The 21,342-nt window shown below is 62.2% G+C and carries 18 protein-coding genes and 1 tRNA gene; all 19 read right to left on the bottom strand.

Translation table 11 applies throughout. The features are described 5' to 3' along the window. Nucleotides 1-34: 34 nt before the first annotated feature. Nucleotides 35-295: a 30S ribosomal protein S15 gene (gene rpsO, locus ACVOKO_RS05740; protein ID WP_057626688.1), complete on the bottom strand. Its 261-nt coding sequence runs from the start codon at nt 293-295 to the stop codon at nt 35-37. A gap of 182 nt (nt 296-477) precedes the next feature. Then, nucleotides 478-1,389, bottom strand: coding sequence for a tRNA pseudouridine(55) synthase TruB (truB, locus tag ACVOKO_RS05745; RefSeq protein ID WP_346497988.1), 912 nt, complete (start codon nt 1,387-1,389; stop codon nt 478-480). A 114-nt stretch (nt 1,390-1,503) separates the two neighbouring features. After that, nucleotides 1,504-1,893, bottom strand: a complete 390-nt coding sequence (gene rbfA / locus ACVOKO_RS05750) for a 30S ribosome-binding factor RbfA (protein WP_346497989.1) — start codon at nt 1,891-1,893, stop codon at nt 1,504-1,506. Between the two features lie 162 nt (nt 1,894-2,055). After that, nucleotides 2,056-4,692, bottom strand: a complete 2,637-nt coding sequence (gene infB / locus ACVOKO_RS05755; RefSeq protein WP_346497990.1) for a translation initiation factor IF-2 — start codon at nt 4,690-4,692, stop codon at nt 2,056-2,058. A gap of 95 nt (nt 4,693-4,787) precedes the next feature. Next, the gene (gene nusA, locus ACVOKO_RS05760) at nt 4,788-6,299 is read right to left on the bottom strand and encodes a transcription termination factor NusA (protein WP_346497991.1); all 1,512 of its coding nucleotides are present in this window, start codon (nt 6,297-6,299) and stop codon (nt 4,788-4,790) included. A gap of 4 nt (nt 6,300-6,303) precedes the next feature. Then, nucleotides 6,304-6,891 (bottom strand): ribosome maturation factor RimP, encoded by a 588-nt coding sequence (rimP, locus tag ACVOKO_RS05765; RefSeq protein WP_346497992.1) that lies wholly within the window; start codon nt 6,889-6,891, stop codon nt 6,304-6,306. Nucleotides 6,892-7,091: 200 nt separating this feature from the next. Then, nucleotides 7,092-7,168: transfer RNA gene (locus tag ACVOKO_RS05770), tRNA-Met, on the bottom strand. 199 nt (nt 7,169-7,367) lie between these two features. Continuing rightward, nucleotides 7,368-8,828, bottom strand: a complete 1,461-nt coding sequence (gene nuoN, locus ACVOKO_RS05775) for an NADH-quinone oxidoreductase subunit NuoN (RefSeq protein ID WP_346497993.1) — start codon at nt 8,826-8,828, stop codon at nt 7,368-7,370. A gap of 36 nt (nt 8,829-8,864) precedes the next feature. After that, entirely contained in the window at nt 8,865-10,376 is a 1,512-nt protein-coding gene (locus ACVOKO_RS05780) for an NADH-quinone oxidoreductase subunit M (protein ID WP_346497994.1), read from the bottom strand. A gap of 19 nt (nt 10,377-10,395) precedes the next feature. Further along, complete coding sequence (gene nuoL, locus ACVOKO_RS05785; RefSeq protein ID WP_346497995.1) at nt 10,396-12,510, bottom strand: NADH-quinone oxidoreductase subunit L; 2,115 nt, start codon at nt 12,508-12,510, stop codon at nt 10,396-10,398. 7 nt (nt 12,511-12,517) lie between these two features. Beyond that, nucleotides 12,518-12,823 (bottom strand): NADH-quinone oxidoreductase subunit NuoK, encoded by a 306-nt coding sequence (nuoK, locus tag ACVOKO_RS05790; protein WP_054656949.1) that lies wholly within the window; start codon nt 12,821-12,823, stop codon nt 12,518-12,520. Then, on the bottom strand, nt 12,820-13,473 hold the full coding sequence (locus ACVOKO_RS05795) for an NADH-quinone oxidoreductase subunit J (RefSeq protein ID WP_346497996.1): 654 nt from the start codon (nt 13,471-13,473) through the stop codon (nt 12,820-12,822). Before ACVOKO_RS05795 ends, nuoK begins: the two co-directional genes overlap by 4 nt. A gap of 9 nt (nt 13,474-13,482) precedes the next feature. Then, the gene (gene nuoI / locus ACVOKO_RS05800; protein WP_057626697.1) at nt 13,483-13,971 is read right to left on the bottom strand and encodes an NADH-quinone oxidoreductase subunit NuoI; all 489 of its coding nucleotides are present in this window, start codon (nt 13,969-13,971) and stop codon (nt 13,483-13,485) included. 3 nt (nt 13,972-13,974) lie between these two features. Further along, nucleotides 13,975-15,069 (bottom strand): NADH-quinone oxidoreductase subunit NuoH, encoded by a 1,095-nt coding sequence (gene nuoH, locus ACVOKO_RS05805; protein ID WP_282268407.1) that lies wholly within the window; start codon nt 15,067-15,069, stop codon nt 13,975-13,977. Continuing rightward, nucleotides 15,066-17,300 carry an NADH-quinone oxidoreductase subunit NuoG gene (nuoG, locus tag ACVOKO_RS05810; protein ID WP_346497997.1) on the bottom strand — a complete coding sequence of 745 codons (2,235 nt, stop codon included), beginning with the start codon at nt 17,298-17,300 and terminating at the stop codon, nt 15,066-15,068. Before nuoG ends, nuoH begins: the two co-directional genes overlap by 4 nt. Continuing rightward, on the bottom strand, nt 17,297-18,634 hold the full coding sequence (nuoF, locus tag ACVOKO_RS05815; RefSeq protein WP_346497998.1) for an NADH-quinone oxidoreductase subunit NuoF: 1,338 nt from the start codon (nt 18,632-18,634) through the stop codon (nt 17,297-17,299). Before nuoF ends, nuoG begins: the two co-directional genes overlap by 4 nt. A gap of 3 nt (nt 18,635-18,637) precedes the next feature. Continuing rightward, entirely contained in the window at nt 18,638-19,165 is a 528-nt protein-coding gene (nuoE, locus tag ACVOKO_RS05820) for an NADH-quinone oxidoreductase subunit NuoE (RefSeq protein ID WP_057626701.1), read from the bottom strand. A gap of 91 nt (nt 19,166-19,256) precedes the next feature. Continuing rightward, nucleotides 19,257-20,486 (bottom strand): NADH-quinone oxidoreductase subunit D, encoded by a 1,230-nt coding sequence (locus tag ACVOKO_RS05825; RefSeq protein WP_346498010.1) that lies wholly within the window; start codon nt 20,484-20,486, stop codon nt 19,257-19,259. A gap of 89 nt (nt 20,487-20,575) precedes the next feature. Continuing rightward, entirely contained in the window at nt 20,576-21,328 is a 753-nt protein-coding gene (locus ACVOKO_RS05830; protein WP_346497999.1) for an NADH-quinone oxidoreductase subunit C, read from the bottom strand. Nucleotides 21,329-21,342 lie beyond the last annotated feature (14 nt).

Here is a 21,342-nt window from a genome sequence, read left to right on the forward strand (position 1 = left end):
CCGCGGCGCATCGCTGCGCCGCGGCGGATATCGATTAGCGGCGCAGGCCGAGCTTTTCGATCAATGCTTTGTAGCGTGCGACATCCTTGTTCTTCAGGTAGTCGAGCAGGCTACGGCGGCGGTTGACCATCTGCAGCAGACCACGGCGGCTGTGGTGATCTTTCTTGTGTTCCTTGAAGTGGCCGGTCAGCAGTTCAATGCGAGCGGTCAGCAGGGCAACCTGGACTTCCGGGGAACCGGTGTCGGCAGCGCCGCGCTTGTTTTCTTCAATGACTTTCTGGGTGTCGATCGACATGAGTTTTCTCTTCAGATGCGGGGCCGGCAGGAACGTCAATGGACGCACCGCTCAGCTCGCCGATTAATAGGCTGCCCACCGAGGCGGACAGTTGCCCTTTCTAGGGCCGCAAAATTGTAACGGTCACAACCATCCGGGACAAGGCGAACGTGACCTGGAAGGTACGGCTGGCCCCTGCCCGTTCAGAGATTGAAGCGGCGTTGCGGGCCCAATCGCCCGCCTTCTTCGACCTGGCCCAGGCCCAGCGGCTGGCCGCTTTCTCCATGAACCACCACCAGGCCGACTGGCCAGGCCGGGTCACGCAAGCGCTGGCCCAGGCAGAACCGCGCCGCCTGCGCCGCATCCAGGTCAACCCGGGCAAACTGGCTCAAACCCTGCTCGATCGGCAGCAGCCAGCCCATCAGCGCCGCCTCGTCACCGGATTCGGCCACCGTGCGCAGCGCATCCAGGCCGATCATCTTCGGCGCCATGAACGGTTCAACCCACAGCCGGCGCAGCGCGGTGACATGCGCGCCACAGCCCAGCAGCTCGCCCAGGTCGCGGGCAATGCTGCGGATGTAGGTGCCCGAGCCACAGGTCACGCGCAGCGACAGATGCGCCTCTTCACGCCCCAGCACCTCGATCGATTGCACCAGCACCTCGCGCTCGGGCGCCTCGATGGCCTCGCCGCGGCGCGCCTTGGCGTACAGCGGCTCACCGCCCTGCTTCAAGGCCGAATAGATCGGCGCACGCTGCCGGATGTTGCCGGTCAGGCTGGCCAAGGCCGCCTGCAGCTGTTCGTCACTGAACGCCGGAACCGGCCGCTCGCGCAGCACAGCGCCATCGGCATCATCGGTATCGGTGGTGCTGCCCAGCCGGATTTCGGCGTCATAGGCCTTGGCCGAGCCCAACAGCAGGCCGGCGATCTTGGTCGCCTCGCCGAAACACAGCGGCAGCAGGCCGGTGGCCAGCGGATCGAGGCTGCCGGTATGCCCACCCTTTTCGGCACGGAACAGACGGCGGGCAACCTGCAGGGCCGTGTTGGAGCTCATGCCAGCCGGCTTGTCGAGCAGAACGATGCCATCCAGGCGGCGGAATTGGATTCGAGGACGCATGCAACACCATGGGCAAGCCAGCGCGCACCCGGCGCTACTGGCGGAAAACGGGTAAGCCGCCTGCGCGATCGCACGCAGGCCAGACATGACAACAGCCCTTTCGGGCTGCTGCGATTATTCTTTATTGGTGTCTTTGTCGGCGTCGGATTCGGGTTCCGGCGGCGGCACCAGGTCACGCAGCAGGTTTTCGATGCGCTCGCCACGGTCGACCGAATCGTCGTAGTGGAAGTGCAGCTCCGGCACGTGACGCAGCTTCATCGCCTTGGCCAGGGACATGCGCAGCTCGACGGTCAGCCCGCGCAAGCCCTTCATCGCCTCTTCCGCACGTTCCGGCATCAGCGCGGTCACGAAGATCTTGGCGTGGGCCATGTCACGCGTGACTTCCACGTCCGACACACTGACCGAGGGCAGGCCGAATTCACGCACGGCGGCATGCACCAGCGTGCCCAGATCACGGCGGATCTGTGCAGAAACACGGTCGGTACGATGGAAAGTCTTAGGCATCAGGCAAGTATCAGCAATAAAGAGTGAATTTCAATGGAACCGTACAACCGATCCGGGAACCGCGAGCGATTCCCGAACCGTGCATCCATACCGCGATGGGAGCTGAAGATCAGTGGCAATCCGCCTCGGCGAATCCCGAACTCCAACACCCAATCCCGGCACTTAGAGCGTGCGCGGCACTTCGATACGCTCGAAGCACTCGATCTGGTCGCCCGGCTTGACGTCGTTGTAAGCCTTCACGCCGATACCGCACTCGGTACCGTTGCGAACTTCCTCGACGTTTTCCTTGAAGCGACGCAGCGATTCCAGCTCGCCTTCGAATACCACCACGCTGTCCCGCAGCACGCGGATCGGCTTGTTCCGCTTCACCACGCCTTCGATGATCATGCAGCCTGCAACCGCGCCGAACTTGGAGCTGCGGAACACGTCGCGGACCTGCGCGATACCGATGATCTCTTCGCGGATTTCCACGCCGAGCAGACCGGAGGCCACCTGCTTCACCTGGTCGATCACGTCATAGATGATCGAGAAGTAACGCAGGTCAACGCCGTTGGACTCAATGATGCGACGGGCCGAAGCATCCGCACGCACGTTGAAGCCGATGACGGTGGCCTTGGAAGCCACAGCCGAGTTGGCGTCGGACTCGGTGATGCCGCCCACGCCGGAGTGGATCACGTTGATGCGGATGTCGTCGTTGGACAGTGCCACCAGCGCCTGGCTCAGTGCCTGCACCGAACCCTGCACGTCGGCCTTGATCAGCAGGTTCAATACCTGCTGGCCATCGCCCTTGCCCAGCTGCGACATGATGTCTTCCATGCGGCTGCCGGCAGTAGCGACCAGGCGCGACTCGCGACGCTTGGTTTCGCGCGTCTGCGCGACGTCCTTGGCCAGACGCTCGTCTTCAACCACGACGAAGTCGTCGCCAGCTTCCGGCACGCCGGACAGACCCAGCACCTGCACCGGAATCGACGGACCGGCTTCAGCAACCTGGCTGCCGGTTTCGTCGAACAATGCACGCACGCGGCCGTACTGGATACCGCACACCAGGTAGTCGCCCTTCTTCAGCAGACCCTGTTGCACCAGCACCGTCGCGACCGGGCCACGGCCCTTGTCCAGCGAGGATTCGATGACCACGCCGCTGGCGCGGCCTTCGGCCACGGCCTTCAGCTCCAGCACTTCGGCCTGCAGCGAAATCGCATCCAGCAGGTCGTCGATGCCCAGGCCGGTCTTGGCCGAGATTTCAACCATCTGCACGTCACCACCGAAATCTTCGGCCACGACCTGCTCTGCAAGCAGTTCGTTCTTGACGCGCATCGGATCAGCCGACGCCTTGTCGATCTTGTTGATTGCCACCACGATCGGCGCATTGGCTGCGCGAGCGTGCTGGATGGCTTCCTTGGTCTGCGGCATCACGCCATCGTCGGCAGCGACAACCACCACCACGATATCGGTCAGCTGCGCACCACGGGCACGCATCGAGGTGAACGCGGCATGGCCCGGGGTATCGAGGAAGCTGATCACGCCCTTCGGCGTGGTCACATGGTAGGCACCAATGTGCTGGGTAATGCCGCCGGCTTCGCCAGTGGCGATCTTGGTGCGACGGATGTAATCCAGCAGCGAGGTCTTGCCGTGATCGACGTGACCCATGATGGTCACCACCGGTGCACGCGGCACCGCTACGCGCTCATCGGCGTCGGTGATGGCCAGCAGTGCGTCTTCGGCATCGTTGTCACTGGCGCGCACGACCTTGTGGCCGAGCTCTTCGACAACCAGCGCGGCGGTATCGTGATCGATGGACTGGGTGATGGTGGCCATCACGCCCATCTTGAACAGCGCCTTGACCACCTCGCCGCCCTTCAGAGCGAGCTTCTGTGCCAGATCGGCCACAGTGATGGTGTCGCCGACGGCGACCTCACGCACAACCGGTGCGGTCGGACGTTCGAAGGCATGGCTGCCGCCACCGCTGCGCGATGCGTCATTGCCACGACGGCCCTGCGGTGCGCGAGCACCCGGACGGCCACGCGAATTATTGTTGTTGCTGTTGCCACGACGGGCACGATCAGACGCCGACAGGTGCAGCTGGCCGCCGAAACGGTTGCCATCACCACCTTCGTTGCGCTTGCCCGGCTTGGCGTTGGCATTGGCGTTGTTGTTGCCACGGTCATCGCGGGCAGGCGCACGGGCCGGGGCAGCTGCTGCTGCCGGGGCCTGACGCGCAGCACGCGGTGCCGGCGCTTCAGCTGCCGGAGCCGGCTTTGCTGCAGCGACCTTGGCGGCTTCTTCGGCGGCGACCTTCTCGGCCTCCACGCGTGCAGCCTCGGCTACCTCGGCGGCCTTCTTGGCGGCGATGCCTTCGTCGCGGGCGCGATCCTTCTCGGCCAGCATGCGCTGCTCGTCGAGATTGCGCTGACGCGATTCTTCGAGCTTGCGCAGGATATCGGCGCGCTCTTCGTCCGGCGTCATCGCAGGCTTGCCACCTTCCGGCTTGGTGTAGGTGCGCTTCTGGCGCACTTCCACATTGACGGTGGTCTTGCTACGGCCAGCACTGACGGTCACTTCCTGATGCTTGCGGCGATTCAGGGTGATCTTCTTCGATGCGGCATCAGCCTCTTCGACCGGCTGCTCTTCCTTGCCGTGCGAACGGCGGAGGAAGCCAAGCAGCTTCACTTTCTCGGTACTGGTCACGACCTGGTCGGGACCGCTGAACTTCATCCCGGCCTGGGACAGCTGTTCAAGCAGTTTCTCGACCGGCGTGTTGACCAGTTCGGCGAGCTTGCGGATGGTGGTTTGCTGCGACATTCGGATCCTATGATCTTGTTTGCACTCCCTCGTTACGAACGAAGGCAGCGCGGAGTCTACGCCCTGAGCGGCTCAGGGCACTGTTCATCGCTGGCTCATTCGCCGCGCTCCAGGCGGGCGATCTCCTCGGCGCGGGCTGCCAGGACCAACGCCGCGGCGCGCTCCAGATCCATACCCTCGATGCCGAACTCCAGAACCTCGTCGGCAGCCAGATCCGACAGATCCTCACTTGTGCGCACGCCGTGGCCAGCCAGCGCATACGCGGTAGCCTCATCCATGCCCTTCAGTGCCAGCAGATCGGCTGTCGGCACACCGCCGTCAACCCCCTCTTCCACCGCCAGCGCTTCATTGAGCAGCGCATCGCGGGCGCGGGCACGCAGTTCTTCAACGATATCTTCGTCGAAGCCCTCCACTGCCAGCAACTCACCAACCGGCACGTAGGCGATTTCTTCCACCGTACCAAAGCCTTCCGACACCAGGATGCCGGCAATTTCTTCGTCCACTTCCAGCTTGTCCATGAACAGCTGACGGGCGACGCCCTGCTCGGCTTCCGACTTGGCGGTCACCTGGTCCTGGGTCATCACATTCAGCTGCCAACCGGTCAGACGGCTGGCCAGGCGCACGTTCTGGCCGCCCTTGCCGATGGCCTGGGCCAGGCGGTCTTCTGCCACGGCCAGATCCATTGAATGCTTTTCTTCGTCGACGATGATCGACTGCACTTCAGCCGGCGCCATCGCGTTGATGACGAAGTTGGCCGGGTTGTCGTTCCACAACACGATGTCCACGCGCTCGCCATTGAGCTCGTTGGACACGGCCTGCACGCGCGAACCGCGCATGCCGATGCAGGCGCCGATTGGATCGGTACGGGTGTCGTGAGCCAGCACGGCGATCTTGGCGCGGTCGCCCGGGTCACGCGCACAGGCCTTGATTTCAACCAGGCCCTGGCCGACTTCCGGCACTTCCAGCTTGAACAGCTCGATCATGAATTCCGGAGCAGCGCGGCTGATGAACAGCTGCGGGCCACGCGGTTCCGAACGCACTTCAGCCAGGTAGCCGCGAACACGATCGCCGGCACGCAGCACGTCACGCGGAATGCCCTTGTCCTTCGGAATGAAGGCTTCGGCATTGCCGCCCAGATCGACATAGATGTTGCCGCGCTCGGCGCGCTTGACCACACCGGTGACCAGCTCGCCAACGCGGTCCTTCCACGCATCCACCACCTGCTGGCGCTCAGCCTCGCGCACACGCTGGACGATGACCTGCTTGGCAGCCTGCGCTGCGATACGGCCGAAATCCGGATTTTCAATCTGTTCTTCGATGTAATCACCGATCTCGACGTCATCGGCTTCGTCCACCGCGTCCATCATGCGGATCTGGCGGTCCGGCGATTCCATCACCACGTCATCGGCGACCACTTCCCAGCGACGGAAGGTTTCGTAGGTACCGTCCTTGTGGTTGATCGAAACGCGCGCCAGGATTTCCTGATCGGGGTAACGCTTCTTCGCGGCAGAGGCCAGCGCGGCCTCGATCGCATCAAAAATAACTTCGCGCGGCACGCCCTTCTCGTTGGCGACTGCGTCAACTACCAGCAAAAGTTCCTTGCTCATCGGCTCACTCCGCGCGCGGCTTTTTGGCCGCCGTTTCGTTATTGGAATTATTCTTGGACTTGCCTTGCTTGGGAGCAGGACCCGTCGGTTTGGTCGGTGCGAGGCCCAATGCGGCCCAGTCCGGAATGATGCGTGCCTTGTCGATATTGTCGAACGAAGCCACGAACGGCTTGTTGTCGACGACAAAGGTCACCGTGCCCTGCGTCAGGTCAACCGCAACGATCTCGCCCTGCAGGCGACGGCGGTTTTCCTGCGGCAGCTTCAGCCCGACCTTGGCGGATTCACCAATGGCCAGCTCGAACTGCTGCAGCGTGAACAGCGGGCGATCCACGCCGGGCGAGGACACTTCCAGCGTGTAATTGCCGCTGATCGGGTCTTCAACATCCAACTGCGCGGAAACCTCACGGCTCACCCGCTCGCAGTCTTCGACGTTGACCATGCGCTCAGGCTGCTCAGCCAGCGGCACGTCGATATAAAGGCGCAACGTTGCACCGCCCGGGGCCGGCAGATATTCGGCGCCAAGCAACTCGAGCCCCAACGCCTGCACGGTGGGGCTCAGCAGATTCGCGATTTCAGTAGCCTTGTCGCTCACAGCCAGCCTTGATTCGTAAGTTAGAGAACGGTTGTAACCCAACCGGGGTTTTGCGTATTACAGAAACAGCAAAGGGCCCACGTGGGCCCTTTGTCCGTTTGGATCCGTTGGCCGGATCCCGGTTGCAAGAACGGAAGCAGCCGTTCTTGCGAGCCCAACTTTTGCCTCTATCAACACTGCGTGTTGCCAAAGACCGAAGCTGGTAGCGGGGGCAGGATTTGAACCTGCGACCTTCGGGTTATGAGCCCGACGAGCTGCCAGACTGCTCCACCCCGCATCAGAAGCGAGATTATGAAGTAACCAAGTCGATAATGCAAGACTTATTTACTTCGCGTTTCTCTCTAACTGCTAGAGAAACCCGGAAAAACCCTTCCGGTTGAACCACTTATCAGGTGGCTCCGACCTTTCCGCTAGGCGGTGAGGTCGTCAACTCAGGAGATGAATAATACACACTTCGCGCAGATTTGTATCGTTTTTTATGACAAATGTGCAAAAGAATTGCTCATCCATTCCAGAATCGGGCCCAAGCCCAGCGGGAGGACCAGCAACAGCACGGAATTCACGCCCAAAACGATACCCAGGATGCGATCGTTGTTACGCGGCAGCGGCTCACCTACCGGCTCATCGAAGTACATGACCTTGATGACGCGCAGGTAGTAGAAGCAACCAATCACCGCACACAGCACGCCGACCATGGCCAGCCACAACAGGCCGCCCTTGATCGCAGCGCTCAGCACCGCCAGCTTGCTCCAGAAGCCGAGGAACGGCGGAATACCGGCCAGCGACGCCATGATGCACAGGACCAGGCCTGCCATCCACGGGCTACGGGCATTCAGGCCCTTGAAGTCCTCGATGTTCTCGGCCTCGAAACCGGCACGCGACAGCGCGATGATCGCGCCGAACGAGGCGGTCGACATGATGGCGTAGGCAATGGCGTAGAACATCGCCGCCGAATAGCCTTCCTTGCCACCACCGGCCACCGCCATCAGCAGGAAGCCGATGTGCGAAACCGTCGAATAGGCCAGCATGCGCTTCAGGTTGCTCTGTGCGATCGCCATCAGGTTGCCAACGACCAGCGACAGTGCGGCCAGGCCGGCCAACACGTACTGCAGCTCGGTCGACAGCGGGCCAACGCCCATTTCCAGCAGGCGGTAAGCCATGCCGAAGGCAGCCAGCTTCGGTGCCGAGCTGATGAACAGCGCGATCGGTGCCGGGGCACCCTGGTACACGTCCGGTAGCCACATATGGAACGGTGCAGCGCCCAGCTTGAAGGCAACACCGGCAACCATGAACACCGCACCGGTCAACAGCAGCAAGCGCTCGTCCGAATGGGCGATGGAGGCATGGATCACGTCCAAGTGCAGCGAGCCGGTGGCGCCGTAGATCAAGGACATGCCGTACAGCAGCAGGCCCGACGCCAGCGAACCGAGCACGATGTACTTCATGCCTGCTTCGGCGGCGAGCTTGTTCTCACGGTTGCTGGCAACCAGCGCGTAGGAGCACAGTGCCAGCAGTTCCAGGCCCAGGTACACCATCAGCAGGCTGCCGGCCGACACCAGGATCATCATGCCGGCGGTGGCGAACAGGATCAGCACCGGGATCTCGCCCTGGTACAGGTTGCGCTCGCGCAGGTAGCTCCAGCCGTAGATCAGGCTCAAACCGCTGACCAGCACGATCACCGTCTTCATGACATCGGCGGCGTTGTCACGGACAAACATGCCGTGGAACACCTCGCCCTGCCCGCCTGCACCGCCCAACAGCAAGGCGAAGGCGACAGCAAGGATCGCTACCGACAGAAAGTGGGTCCAGACCTTGTGCTTGGTGCTGATGAACAGATCAAGCATCAACAGGGCAAAGGCACCGCCAATCACTACCAGTTCGGGCAGCAACGGCAGCAGGTCGGTCATGGTCAACGGCAGAGGCGTCGGCGTGGTCATCATCAAATCCTGGAATCAATACTCTCGACGGGCCGCTTACAGCAGCTTGCTCGATGCGATCTGCATCGCCAGCTTGGCGATGGACGGCTCCATCAGCTCGGTCAGCGGCAGCGGGTAGAAGCCCAGCACCAAGGTGCCTACAGCAAATACGCCCATTACCAGCCATTCGCGACCGTTCATATCCTTCAGCTCGGCGACGTGGGCATTGCCCACCTCACCGAAGAACACACGCTTGTACAGCCACAGCGAATACGCCGCGCCGATGATCAAGGTGGAGGCAGCACCCAGCGCAACCAGCGGATTCCACTGGAACGCAGCCAACACGACCATGAACTCGCCGACGAAGCCACTGGTGCCCGGCAGGCCGGAGTTGGCCATGAAGAACAGCAGTGCAAACGCGGAGAACCACGGCATCACATTGACCACACCGCCGTAATCGGCGATGCGACGGCTGTGCATGCGGTCATACAGCACGCCCACGCAGGAGAACATCGCGCCGGACACGAAGCCGTGCGACACCATCTGCACCATCGCGCCCTGCAGGCCCAGGCGGGCCGCATCGGGGTTGCCGGCGTCACGCACCAGCCACAACGCGGTGAAGGTGCCCAGGGTCACGAAGCCCATGTGTGCGACCGACGAATAAGCGATGAGCTTCTTCATGTCGTCCTGCACCAGCGCCACCAGACCGACGTAGATCACCGCCACCAGCGACAGCGCGATCACCAGCCATGCCCACTCGTGGCTGGCATCGGGCACGATCGGCAGGTTGAAGCGCAGGAAGCCGTAGCCACCAATCTTCAGTGCGATCGCCGCCAGGATCACCGAACCGGCGGTCGGCGCTTCAACGTGCGCATCCGGCAGCCAGGTGTGTACCGGGAACATCGGCACCTTGACCGCGAAGGCGATCAGGAACGCGAAGAATATCCAGGTCTGCTCCTTGGCCGACAGCTGCAGCTGATACAGGTCGGCCAGCTGGAAGCTGCCGCCCTTCAGGTACAGGTAGATCAGCGCCACCAGCATCAGCACCGAGCCGAGGAAGGTGTACAGGAAGAACTTCATCGCCGCGTAGATACGCCGCGGACCGCCCCAGACGCCGATGATCAGGAACATCGGGATCAGCATGGCTTCGAAGAACACGTAGAACAGCATCGCGTCGGTCGCGGCGAAGATGCCGACCGTCACGCCTTCCAGTACCAGGAAGGCGGCCACGTACTGATTGACGCGCTTGTCGACCACGCCCCAGGCGCCGATCAGTGCCAGCACGCCGATCAGCGTGGTCAGCAGGATCAGGGCGATGGCGATACCGTCAACGGCCAGGTTGTAGCCGATCTTGAAGGCCGGGATCCACGGATGCCGTTCGACGAACTGCATCACCTCGGCGGCGCCGCGGTCGTAACCGCTGAGCAAGCCAAGACTGATCAGGAAGGTGAGCAGTGCCACCGCCAGGGATGCCCAACGGGCAGCCTGGGCGTTGCGCACAGCGAGGATCAACGCACCGCCGATGATCGGCAGCCAGATGAGAATACTAAGTAGAGGCCAGTTCGACACGTCTTCTATTCCGTACAGGTCAACGCCAGAAATGCATCAGTACGCCCAACAGGGCAATAAGACCGATGATCATCGCGAACGCGTAGTGGTAGAGGAAACCGGATTGGGTGCGGCGCAACAGGTTGGCAGCCAGGTCGACCAGACGCGCCGAACCATTGACCATCACCCCATCAACGACCGTGCTATCAACGGCACGGGCGGCCTTGCCGAGCTGCACACCACCGCCGGCAAAGCCGTCGATCCAGAGCTTGTCGAAGCCGTACTTGTTTTCCAGCACCGAAACCACCGGTGCCAGGGTCTTGCGAGCTTGTCCTGCCAGTTCCGGCTTCCAGATGTAGAACACCCAGGCCAGCGCGAAACCTGCAACCGTCAGCCAGAACGCCGGCATCTGCATGCCGTGTACCGCATAGGCCACCGAACCGTGCCAGAACTCCTTGCCAACTTCGGCAATGGTATCGCGTGCCGGGTTGTAGAAATCGACGATGCCGGTGAAGAACGACATGGTCTGGCCCGGGATGCCAGCGGCAGCATGGTGGCCATCCCAACCGGTACCGAACAGCATCGGACCGATGGTGAAGAAGCCGATCAGGATGGACGGGATCGCCAGCAGCACCAGCGGAACCGTCACCACCAAGGGCGATTCGTGCGGCACGTGCACGCCATGACCATGGTGGTCATCGTGGCCGTGGGCATGATCACCGTGATGGTCATCATGCGCGTCGCGGAAGCGCTCCTTGCCGAAGAAGGTCAGGAACAGCAGGCGGAAGCTGTAGAAGCTGGTGACGATCACGCCACCGAGCACCGCCCAGTAACCGTAAAGGGCAACCCAGCCAGCCTCGGCAGCATGCGCATGCATCGCGGCCGCTTCGATGATGGTGTCCTTGGAGTAGAAACCAGAGAAGAACGGCGTACCCACCAGGGCCAGCGTACCGATCCACATGGTGATGTGGGTAACCGGCATGTATTTGCGCAGGCCGCCCATCTTCATCATGTTCTGCTCATGGTGCATGCCCATGATCACCGAACCGGCACCGAGGAACAGCAGCGCCTTGAAGAAGGCGTGGGTCATCAGGTGGAACACGGCGCCCGAGTAGGCCGACACGCCGAGTGCAACCGTCATGTAGCCCAGCTGCGACAGCGTCGAGTAAGCAACCACGCGCTTGATATCGGTCTGCACGATGCCGATCAGGCCGGTGAAGAAGGCCGTGGTCGCACCGATGAACAGGATGAAGTCCAGCGCGGTCTGCGACAGCTCGAACAGCGGCGACATGCGGGTGACCATGAAGATACCCGCGGTAACCATGGTCGCAGCGTGGATCAGCGCCGAGATCGGGGTCGGGCCTTCCATCGAGTCCGGCAGCCACACGTGCAGCGGCACCTGCGCCGACTTGCCCATCGCACCGATGAACAGACAGATGCAGATGATGGTGGCAACACTCCACTGGTGGTCGCCGATCAGCTGCACCATCGCGTGGCCGGTGATATCGGTGCCCAGCACGGTGCCCGCATTGGCGAACACGGTGGCGTAGTCCAGCGAGCCGAAGGCCCACAGGATGCCGGCGATGCCGAGCAGGAAGCCGAAGTCACCCACGCGGTTGACCAGGAACGCCTTCATGTTGGCGAAGATCGCGGTCGGGCGCTTGAAGTAGAAACCGATCAGCAGGTACGACACCAGGCCCACCGCTTCCCAGCCGAAGAACAGCTGCAGGAAGTTGTTGCTCATCACCAGGGTGAGCATCGAGAAGGTGAACAGCGAGATGTAGCTGAAGAAACGCTGGTAGCCGTCGTCTTCGGACATGTAGCCGATCGAGTAGATGTGGACCAGCAGCGACACGAAGGTCACCACCACCATCATCATCGCGGTCAGGCGATCGACCATGAAGCCGACGTGTGCCGCGTACTGGCCCACTTCGAAGAAGGTGTAGATGTTCTGGTTGAACGGCTGCGCCCCACCCCACAACAGCTGGGAGAAGATATAAGCCGACAGGCCGAAGCTGACCGCCACGCCCAGAATGGTGATGTATTGGGCGCCCTTGCGCCCCACCTGACGACCGAACAGGCCGGCGATGATGCTGCCGAACAGCGGTGCCAGCACCACTGCAATCAACAGACTCTTGGAGAGAGTGATTTCCATCTTCGGATCAGCCCTTCAGCGAATCGACTTCGCCCACGTTGATGGTGTGGCGAGTACGGAACAAGGTCACCAGGATCGCGAGGCCGATTGCAGCTTCGGCTGCGGCCACGGTCAGGATGAAGAACACGAACAGCTGACCGGCGGTGTCGCCCAGCTCACGCGAGAAGGCAATGAAGTTGATGTTCACCGACAGCAGCATCAGTTCGATCGACATCAACAGCACGATGATGTTCTTCCGGTTGAGGAAGATGCCGGCAACGGAGATGCAGAACATCACCGCGCCCAACGCGAGCATATGGCCCAGAGAAATCATGGCTTGGCCTCCTCGCCACCGTCATGTTGCGTATCAACCTGCACCGCCGGCTTTTCGGCGGCCATCTTGACCATGCGCAGGCGGTCTTTTGCCTTGGTCATGGTCTGCTCGGTCGGGTTCTGCGTCTTCAGGCCTTCACGGCGGCGCAGGGTCAGCATCACTGCTGCCACCACGGCCACGGTCAGGATCACGGCGGCGAACTCGAACGGGAGCAGGTATTCGGTGAACAGGCTGCGTGCCAGCCAGGTGATGTTGGACGTATCCGCGGCAACCGCAGCGGCGTTGTCCACCGGGAACGGTGCGGTGCGCGCCTTGATGCCGATCAGGGTCAGCATCTGCACCAGCATCACCACCGCGACCACCAGGCCGACCGGCAGGTAACGTACCCAGCCTTCACGCAGATTGGTGGTGTCGATGTCCAGCATCATCACCACGAACAGGAACAACACCATCACCGCGCCGACGTAGACCAGCACCAGGGTGACACCGAGGAACTCGGCGCCCACCAGCAGCCATACGCAGGCAATGGAGAAGAACGTCAGGATCAAGCACAACACGGCATACACCGGGTTGCGCACGCTGATCACCGCTGCCGCGGAAATGCCGGCAATGATGGAGAAGAACCAGAAAGCAATATTTACCCAATCCATCTCAAGACCTCAGCGGAAGGCGGCGTCGGCGGCGCGGCGCTCGGCGATTTCGGCTTCAAGCCGGTCGCCAAGTGCCAGCAGCTGCGGCTTGGTGATGATGTTCTCGCCACGCTTCTCGAAGTGGTACTCGAGAATGTGGGTCTCGACGATCGAGTCCACCGGGCAGCTTTCTTCGCAGAAGCCGCAGAAGATGCACTTGAACAGATCGATTTCGTAACGCGTGGTACGGCGGGTGCCGTCTTCGCGCTTGGCCGAGTCGATGGTGATGGCCAGTGCCGGGCATACCGCTTCGCACAGTTTGCAGGCGATGCAGCGCTCTTCACCGTTGGGGTAACGGCGCAGGGCGTGCAGGCCACGGAAGCGCGGCGACTGCGGGAACTTCTCCATCGGGTACATCACGGTGTACTTGGGCTTGAACGCGTATTTCAGCGTCAGCCACAGGCCGCCGAGCAACTCGAGGAGCAGCAGGCTTTTGAAATAGTGGGTGATCTTATTCATGAATCAAACGCCCTTCTGGATCACGCCGTAGAACACCATCAGTGCCGTCACCGCGATCCAGAAAATGGTCAACGGGATGAACACCTTCCAGCCCAGACGCATGATCTGGTCATAACGGAAGCGCGGGAAGCTGGCACGGAACCAGATGTACGCACTGGCGAAGAACAGCACCTTGAGCAGCAGCCACGGCCAACCGCCGGTCCAGATCCAGTTGATCCACGGCGAAATGTCTGCCGTGATCCAGCCCTGGAGCGGGCTCAGCCAGCCACCGAGGAAGAAGATCGAGATCAGGAAGCTGACCAGGATCATGTTGGCGTACTCGGCCAGGAAGAACAGCGCGAACGCACCGCCGGAGTACTCCACCATGTGGCCGGCAACGATTTCCGACTCGCCTTCAACCACGTCGAACGGCGCGCGGTTGGTTTCGGCAACGCCGGACACCCAATACACGACGAACAGCGGGAACAGCGGCAGCAGGAACCAGTCGAACAGACCCGAGTTACCCTTCTGCGCCAACACGATGTCGGTCAGGTTCAGGCTGCCGGCGGCGATCATCACGCCAACCAGCGCGAAGCCCATCGCGATTTCGTAGCTGACAACCTGTGCGGCCGAACGCATCGCACCGAGGAAGGCGTACTTGGAGTTGGAGGCCCAACCAGCCAGGATCACGCCGTACACACCCAGCGAGGTCATCGCCAGCAGGTACAGCAGACCAACGTTGGCGTTGGACAGCACCAGCTTGTAGTCGAATGGAACCACCGCCCACGCCGCGAACGACGGAGCCAGCACGATCAGCGGCGCGATGATGTACATCGCCTTGTGTGCACTGGCCGGAGCGATGATTTCCTTGAACAGCAGCTTGGTGACGTCGGCGAAGGCCTGCAACAGGCCGCCCAGACCGACATACATCGGCCCGTGGCGCACATGCATCCAACCAATCAGCTTGCGCTCCCACAACACGTAGAAGGCAACCGAAATGATCACCGGCATGGCGATCAGCAGGATCTTGATCACCGTCCACAGCACGATGCCGATGTCACCCAGCGACATGAACCACTGGAACAAGGGGTCGATCGCGTTTAACAGCAACTCGTTCATGCAGCCACCACCGTTACACGTGCGGCACCCAGCGGCGCGGTTGCGCCGTGGCCCGATTCAATCCACACCGTGCCAGCAGCGACGCGGGCGTCAACCACAACCGACAGCGTGGCACGACCAGCGTCGGTGCCGACCTTGGCCATCTGGCCCTCGGTCAGCTGCAGACGCGCGGCGTCGTCGGCATTGAGCACGATGCGCGGCTCATTGTTGAGCGGATGCGACTGCAGCGCCTGCGCACGACGCACGACGGCGTCGGTGCGGTAGATCGCCGGGGTCGAGGCCACTTCAAAGCCCTCGCCTGCAACCTGCGGCTGTGCCGAAGCGGCAACCTTGACCGACACCGGCTGCAAGCCGGCACGCAGGCCTGCCAGATCGGTGAAGCCGAAACCGGCCAGCTGCATGTCACCACCCAGCGCACGCAGCACGCGCCAGCCCTCGCGGGCCTCGCCTTGCAGCTTGCCACCGGCGCGGGCGACCTGGTCGCGACCGTCCAGATTGGTGAGCGTGCCGTCGATTTCCGGCAGCGCGCCAATCGGCAGAATCACATCGGCCACATCGCGGGTCGAGGTGCAGGCGTACTGGCTGAACGCGACAACCTTGGCACCGGCGAGCGCCTTGCGGGCGGCGGCGGTATCGGCGAAATCCAGACCCGGCTCGATGCCGTACAGGGCATAGGCCTTGCGCGGCTGTGCCAGCATCGCATTGATGTCCTTGCCGGCCGGCAGTACACCGACGCGGACCAGACCCAGTGCGTTGGCACCCTGCGGGATACGGCACAGCTTGGCGCCGGTCGCCGCGGCAAATGCGCTGGCGGCCGAACGGATCGCAGCAGCCTGTGGATGATTTTCAGCAATCGCACCGACGATGATGACGGTGTTGTTGCCGCCCTTCACCGCGTCGACCAGCTGCGCATTGCCCAGCGCTTCAACGAACTGCGACGGTGCAACGATCTGCTTGCCGGCCAGCTTGAACGCGAAGTCGAAGTCCACCGGGTTGATCGCGTGGATCTTGGCACCGTTGGTGGTCTGCGCCTTGCGCAGGCGAGCGTGCAGCAGCGGCAGCTCGTGGCGGATATTGCTACCCAGCACGACGATCTGATCAGCGTGTTCAATCTCGGCCAGCGACATGCCGAACACTTCGGCAACCGGAGCATCGGAGAAGTCACGGTTGTTGATGCGGTGGTCGATGTTGTTCGAACCCAGGCCAGTGGCCAGGCGGGCCAGCAATGCGCCCTCCTCGTTCGACGTTGCCGGGTGCACCAGCACGCCGAGCTCGTCGCCACGGTTGGCTTCGAAAATTTCGCGGGCAGCGGCCAGGCCTTCAGCCCAGCTCACTTCCTTCCACTCGCCATTGACCTTCTGCAGCGGCTTGACCGCGCGGTCGGCCGAATACAGGCCCTGATGCGAATAACGATCGCGATCGGACAGCCAGCACTCGTTGACCAGCTCGTTGTCACGCGGCACGGCGCGCAGCACTTCGCCGCGGCGCACGTGCAGGAACAGGTTCGAACCCATCGCGTCGTGGTAACCCAGCGACTCGCGTGCGGTCAGTTCCCACGGGCGTGCCTTGAACTGGAACACCTTGTTGGTCAGCGCGCCGACCGGACACACGTCGATGACGTTGCCGGACAGCTCGGTGGTCAGCGGCTTGCCGTCGTAGGTGCCGATCTGCAGGTTTTCACCACGCGACATGCCACCCAGTTCATAGGTGCCGGCCACTTCCGCGGTGAAGCGCACGCAACGGGTGCACTGGATGCAGCGGGTCATCTCGGTGGCGACCAGCGGCCCCATGTCCTCGTCGACCACAACGCGCTTGCGCTCGTTGAAGCGGCTGACCGAACGGCCGTAGCCCAGCGATACGTCCTGCAGCTCGCACTCGCCGCCCTGGTCGCAGATCGGGCAGTCCAGCGGATGGTTGATGAGCAGGAACTCCATCACCGAACGCTGGTACTTGAGCGCCTTCTCGTTGCGGGTCTGGATCTTCATGCCATCCATGACCGGGGTTGCGCAGGCCGGCGACGGCTTGGGCGACTTTTCAACGTCGACCAGGCACATGCGGCAGTTTGCGGCGATCGGCAGCTTCTCGTGGTAGCAGAAGCGCGGAATCGGAATGCCAGCCTTGTCGGCGGCCTGGATGATCATCGAACCCTTGGGTACGACCAGCGTCTGACCATCGATATCGATGGTCACATGATCCGGCGGTACATTGGGATTTACCGGTTGCGCGCTCATGCGGCAGCAGTCTCCACCTTCTTGCCGTCAACCATCGAATGACCGTTGACGATGTAGTACTCGAATTCGTTCCAGAACTGGCGCAGGAAGCCTTGGATCGGCCACGCTGCCGCCTCACCGAACGCACAGATGGTGTGGCCTTCAATCTGACCGGCAACCGTCTTCAACTGGTGCAGGTCTTCCATCGTGGCCTGGCCGGCGACGATGCGCTCCAGCACACGGTGCATCCAGCCGGTACCTTCGCGGCACGGGGTGCACTGGCCACAGGATTCCTTGTGGAAGAACTGGCTGATGCGGCAGGCGAACTTGACGCAGCAGACGCTGTCATCCAGCACCACGATGGCACCCGACCCCAGGCCCGAGCCCAGTGCACGGATGGTGTCGTAGTCCATCGGCAGACCCTTGAGTTCCGCAGCGGTCAGCACCGGCATCGACACGCCGCCCGGGATCGCGCCCTTCAGGGTGCGGCCCGGACGCAGACCACCGGCCATTGCCAGCAGGTCGTCGAACGTGGTGCCCAGCGGCACTTCGAAGTTGCCTCCGTTGGCCACGCAACCGGAGACCGAGAAGCACTTCGGGCCACCGTTGTTGGTCAGGCTCAGATTCTTGAACCACTCCGCGCCGTTGCGGATGATCGCCGGCACCGAGGCATAGGTCTCGGTGTTGTTGATCGTGGTCGGCTTTCCGTACAGGCCGAAATTGGCCGGGAACGGCGGCTTGAAACGCGGCTGACCCTTCTTGCCTTCCAGCGATTCCATCAGCGCGGTTTCTTCGCCGCAGATGTAGGCACCGGCGCCAAGCGCGCCATAGATATCGATATCGCAACCGCTGCCCAGCACGTTCTTGCCCAGCCAACCGTGCTTATAGGCATCGGCCAGAGCCTGCTCGAAATGCTCGAACGGCTCGTGGTGGAACTCACCGCGCAGGTAGTTGTAGGCCGCAGTCGAACCAGTGGCGTAGCAGGCGATGGCCATGCCCTCCACCACCGAGTGCGGGTTGTAACGCAGGATGTCGCGGTCCTTGCAGGTGCCCGGCTCGGATTCATCCGAGTTGCACAGGATGTACTTCTGCACATCGCCCTTGGGCATGAAGGACCACTTCAAACCGGTCGGAAAGCCCGCGCCGCCACGACCGCGCAGGCCGGACTGCTTGACCATTTCGATGACGTCGGCCGGCGCGATCTTCTCTTCGAGGATCTTGCGCAGCGCGGCGTAGCCACCGGTCTTCAGATAGCTTTCATACGACCACGGAGTGTCGTAATGCAGCGTGGTGTAAACCACGTTGTGCGGAAGCGGAGCCGGTCCGACCGGGCCCTTGGATTCGTGGTGTGCCATGCCTTACTCCAGCCCGTCCAGCAGCGCGTCGACCTGGTCCAGCGTCAGGCGCTCGTGGTAATGGCCGTTGATGACCATCATCGGCGCGCCCGCGCAGCCAGCCAGGCACTCTTCCTCTTTCTTGAGGTAGACGCGGCCGTCAGCGGTGGATTCACCGTGCTTGATGCCCAGCTTCTTCTCGCAATGGCGGACGATGTCGTCGGCGCCGTTGAGCCAGCAGCTGACGTTTGTGCAGATGGCGACGTTGTTGCGGCCAACCTTCTCGGTCTCGAACATCGAGTAGAAGGTTGCCACCTCGTACGCCCACACAAACGGCAGGTCCAGGTACTTGGCAACCGCGGCGATCAAGTCGTCGCTCAGCCATCCCTGGTTCTGCTCCTGTGCGGCATGCAGACCCTGCAGCACCGCCGAACGCTTGCGCTCCGGCGGGAACTTGGAGAGCCAGTGATCGATGTGAGCACGCGTCTTGTCGCTCAACACCACCATCGGGTCGACGTTGCGCGCCGCCTCGAAATTACCCGTCGCCTTCATTGGCCGACCTCAACGAATACCAAATGCTGAAAAACCGATGCCTGCGGCGGCAGAACCGCGCAGGCAACGGACGATGTGTGATTGGCAGGCATTACCGGTCAACCTCGCCGAACACGAGGTCGTAGGTGCCGATCATCGCCACCACGTCGGCCAGCATGTGACCACGTACGACCGAATCGATCGAGGACAGGTGGGCAAAGCCCGGCGCGCGCAGGTGGGCGCGGAACGGCTTGTTGGCACCGTCGGACACCAGGTAGCAGCCGAACTCGCCCTTGGGCGCTTCAACCGCCGCGTAGGTTTCGCCGGCCGGCACGCAGTAGCCTTCACTGAACAGCTTGAAGTGATGGATCAGCGCTTCCATGTCGTCCTTCATCTCGGCGCGAGCCGGCGGAGCGACCTTGAAGTTCTTGACCATCACAGGGCCCGGGTTGGCCTTCAGCCAAGCCACGCACTGCTTGATGATGCGGTTGGATTCGCGCATCTCGGCAATACGCACCAGGTAACGGTCGTAGCAGTCGCCCTTGGTGCCCAACGGCAGGTCGAAATCGACCGCGTCGTACTTGGCGTACGGCTGCTTCTTGCGCAGATCCCAGGCAATACCCGAACCACGCAGCATTACACCGGTCATGCCCCAGGCCATTGCATGCTCCGGGGTGATCACGCCGATGCCAACGGTACGCTGCTTCCAGATACGGTTGTCGGTAAGCAGGGTTTCGTATTCGTCAACGCGACCCGGGAACTCATTGGTGAAGTTCTCCAGGAAGTCGAGCAGCGAGCCCTCGCGCGAAGCGTTCAGACGCTTCAGCGCATTGCCCTTGTGCCAACGCGACTCTTTGTACTTCGGCATGGTGTCCGGCAGATCGCGGTACACGCCGCCCGGACGGTAGTAAGCCGCGTGCATGCGCGCGCCGGAGACTGCTTCGTAGCAGTCCATCAGCTCTTCGCGTTCACGGAAGGCATACAGCATCACCGCCATCGCGCCCAGATCGAGCGCGTTGGAGCCCAGCCACATCAAGTGGTTCAGGACGCGGGTGACTTCGTCGAACATGGTGCGGATGTACTGCGCACGCTCCGGCACTTCGATACCCACCAGGGTTTCGATGGCGCGGACATAGGCGTGCTCGTTGCACATCATCGAGCAGTAATCCAGGCGATCCATGTAGCCGATCGACTGGTTGAACGGCTTGGACTCGGCCAGCTTCTCGGTCGCGCGGTGCAGCAGACCGATATGCGGATCGGCGCGCATGATGGTTTCGCCGTCCATTTCCAGGATCAGGCGCAGCACACCATGTGCGGCCGGATGCTGCGGGCCGAAGTTCATGGTGTAGTTGCGGATCTCCTGCCGGGCTTCGGCGGGATTGCTCGCAAAGGCCTGCGAAGCCTGGTGGAATTCTTTCTTTACGTCCGCACTCACTTGCTTGCCTCCGTCTGCGCGCGCTCGCCTTCAGCAGTCTGGAAACGGGCATCGTCGCGGATAACACGCGGCACGCCTACGCGCGGCTCGACCGAAGTCACCGGCTCGTAGACCACACGCTTCTTTTCTTCGTCGTAACGCACTTCGACGTTGCCGATCAGCGGGAAATCCTTGCGGAACGGATGGCCCACGAAACCGTAGTCGGTCAGGATGCGACGCAGGTCCGGGTGACCTTCGAAGATAACGCCGTACAGGTCGAATGCTTCGCGTTCGAACCAGTTCAGACCCGGATGGATGTCGGTCAGCGATGCCACCACCGGCAGCGATTCGCTGGGGGCGTAGCAACGGATACGCAGCATCTGGTTGTGCTGGTAGGAGCGCAGCTGCACCACCACCGCAAAGCGCTGCTTGGGCATTGCGTCCGGCTGCGCGCCTTCGGCGGTTTCGTGGCTGGGGAATTCACCCCAGGCGAAACGACCGGCGCCACTGCCCTCCACGCCGCGGCTGAAGCCGTGCGAGGAAACGTCCGAGGTATCCCACTCGTCGCTGCCATAACCAAGGTAGTCCACGCCGCACAGGTCGGTGGCGTGCTCGAAGCCGAGTTCGTCACGCAGCGCCAGAGCGGTTGCGTGCCAATCGGCAACAGCCACTTCCAGCGTTACTTCGCCGCGCGGTTCGACCACCACAACCTGCGCACCGGCAAAACGGGCGCGAAGTTTATCGATGAGAGAAGGTGCTTGCTGGGCCATGGGGGCTGGCGTGC

It is taken from the genome of Stenotrophomonas sp. STEN240, assembly GCF_056756175.1.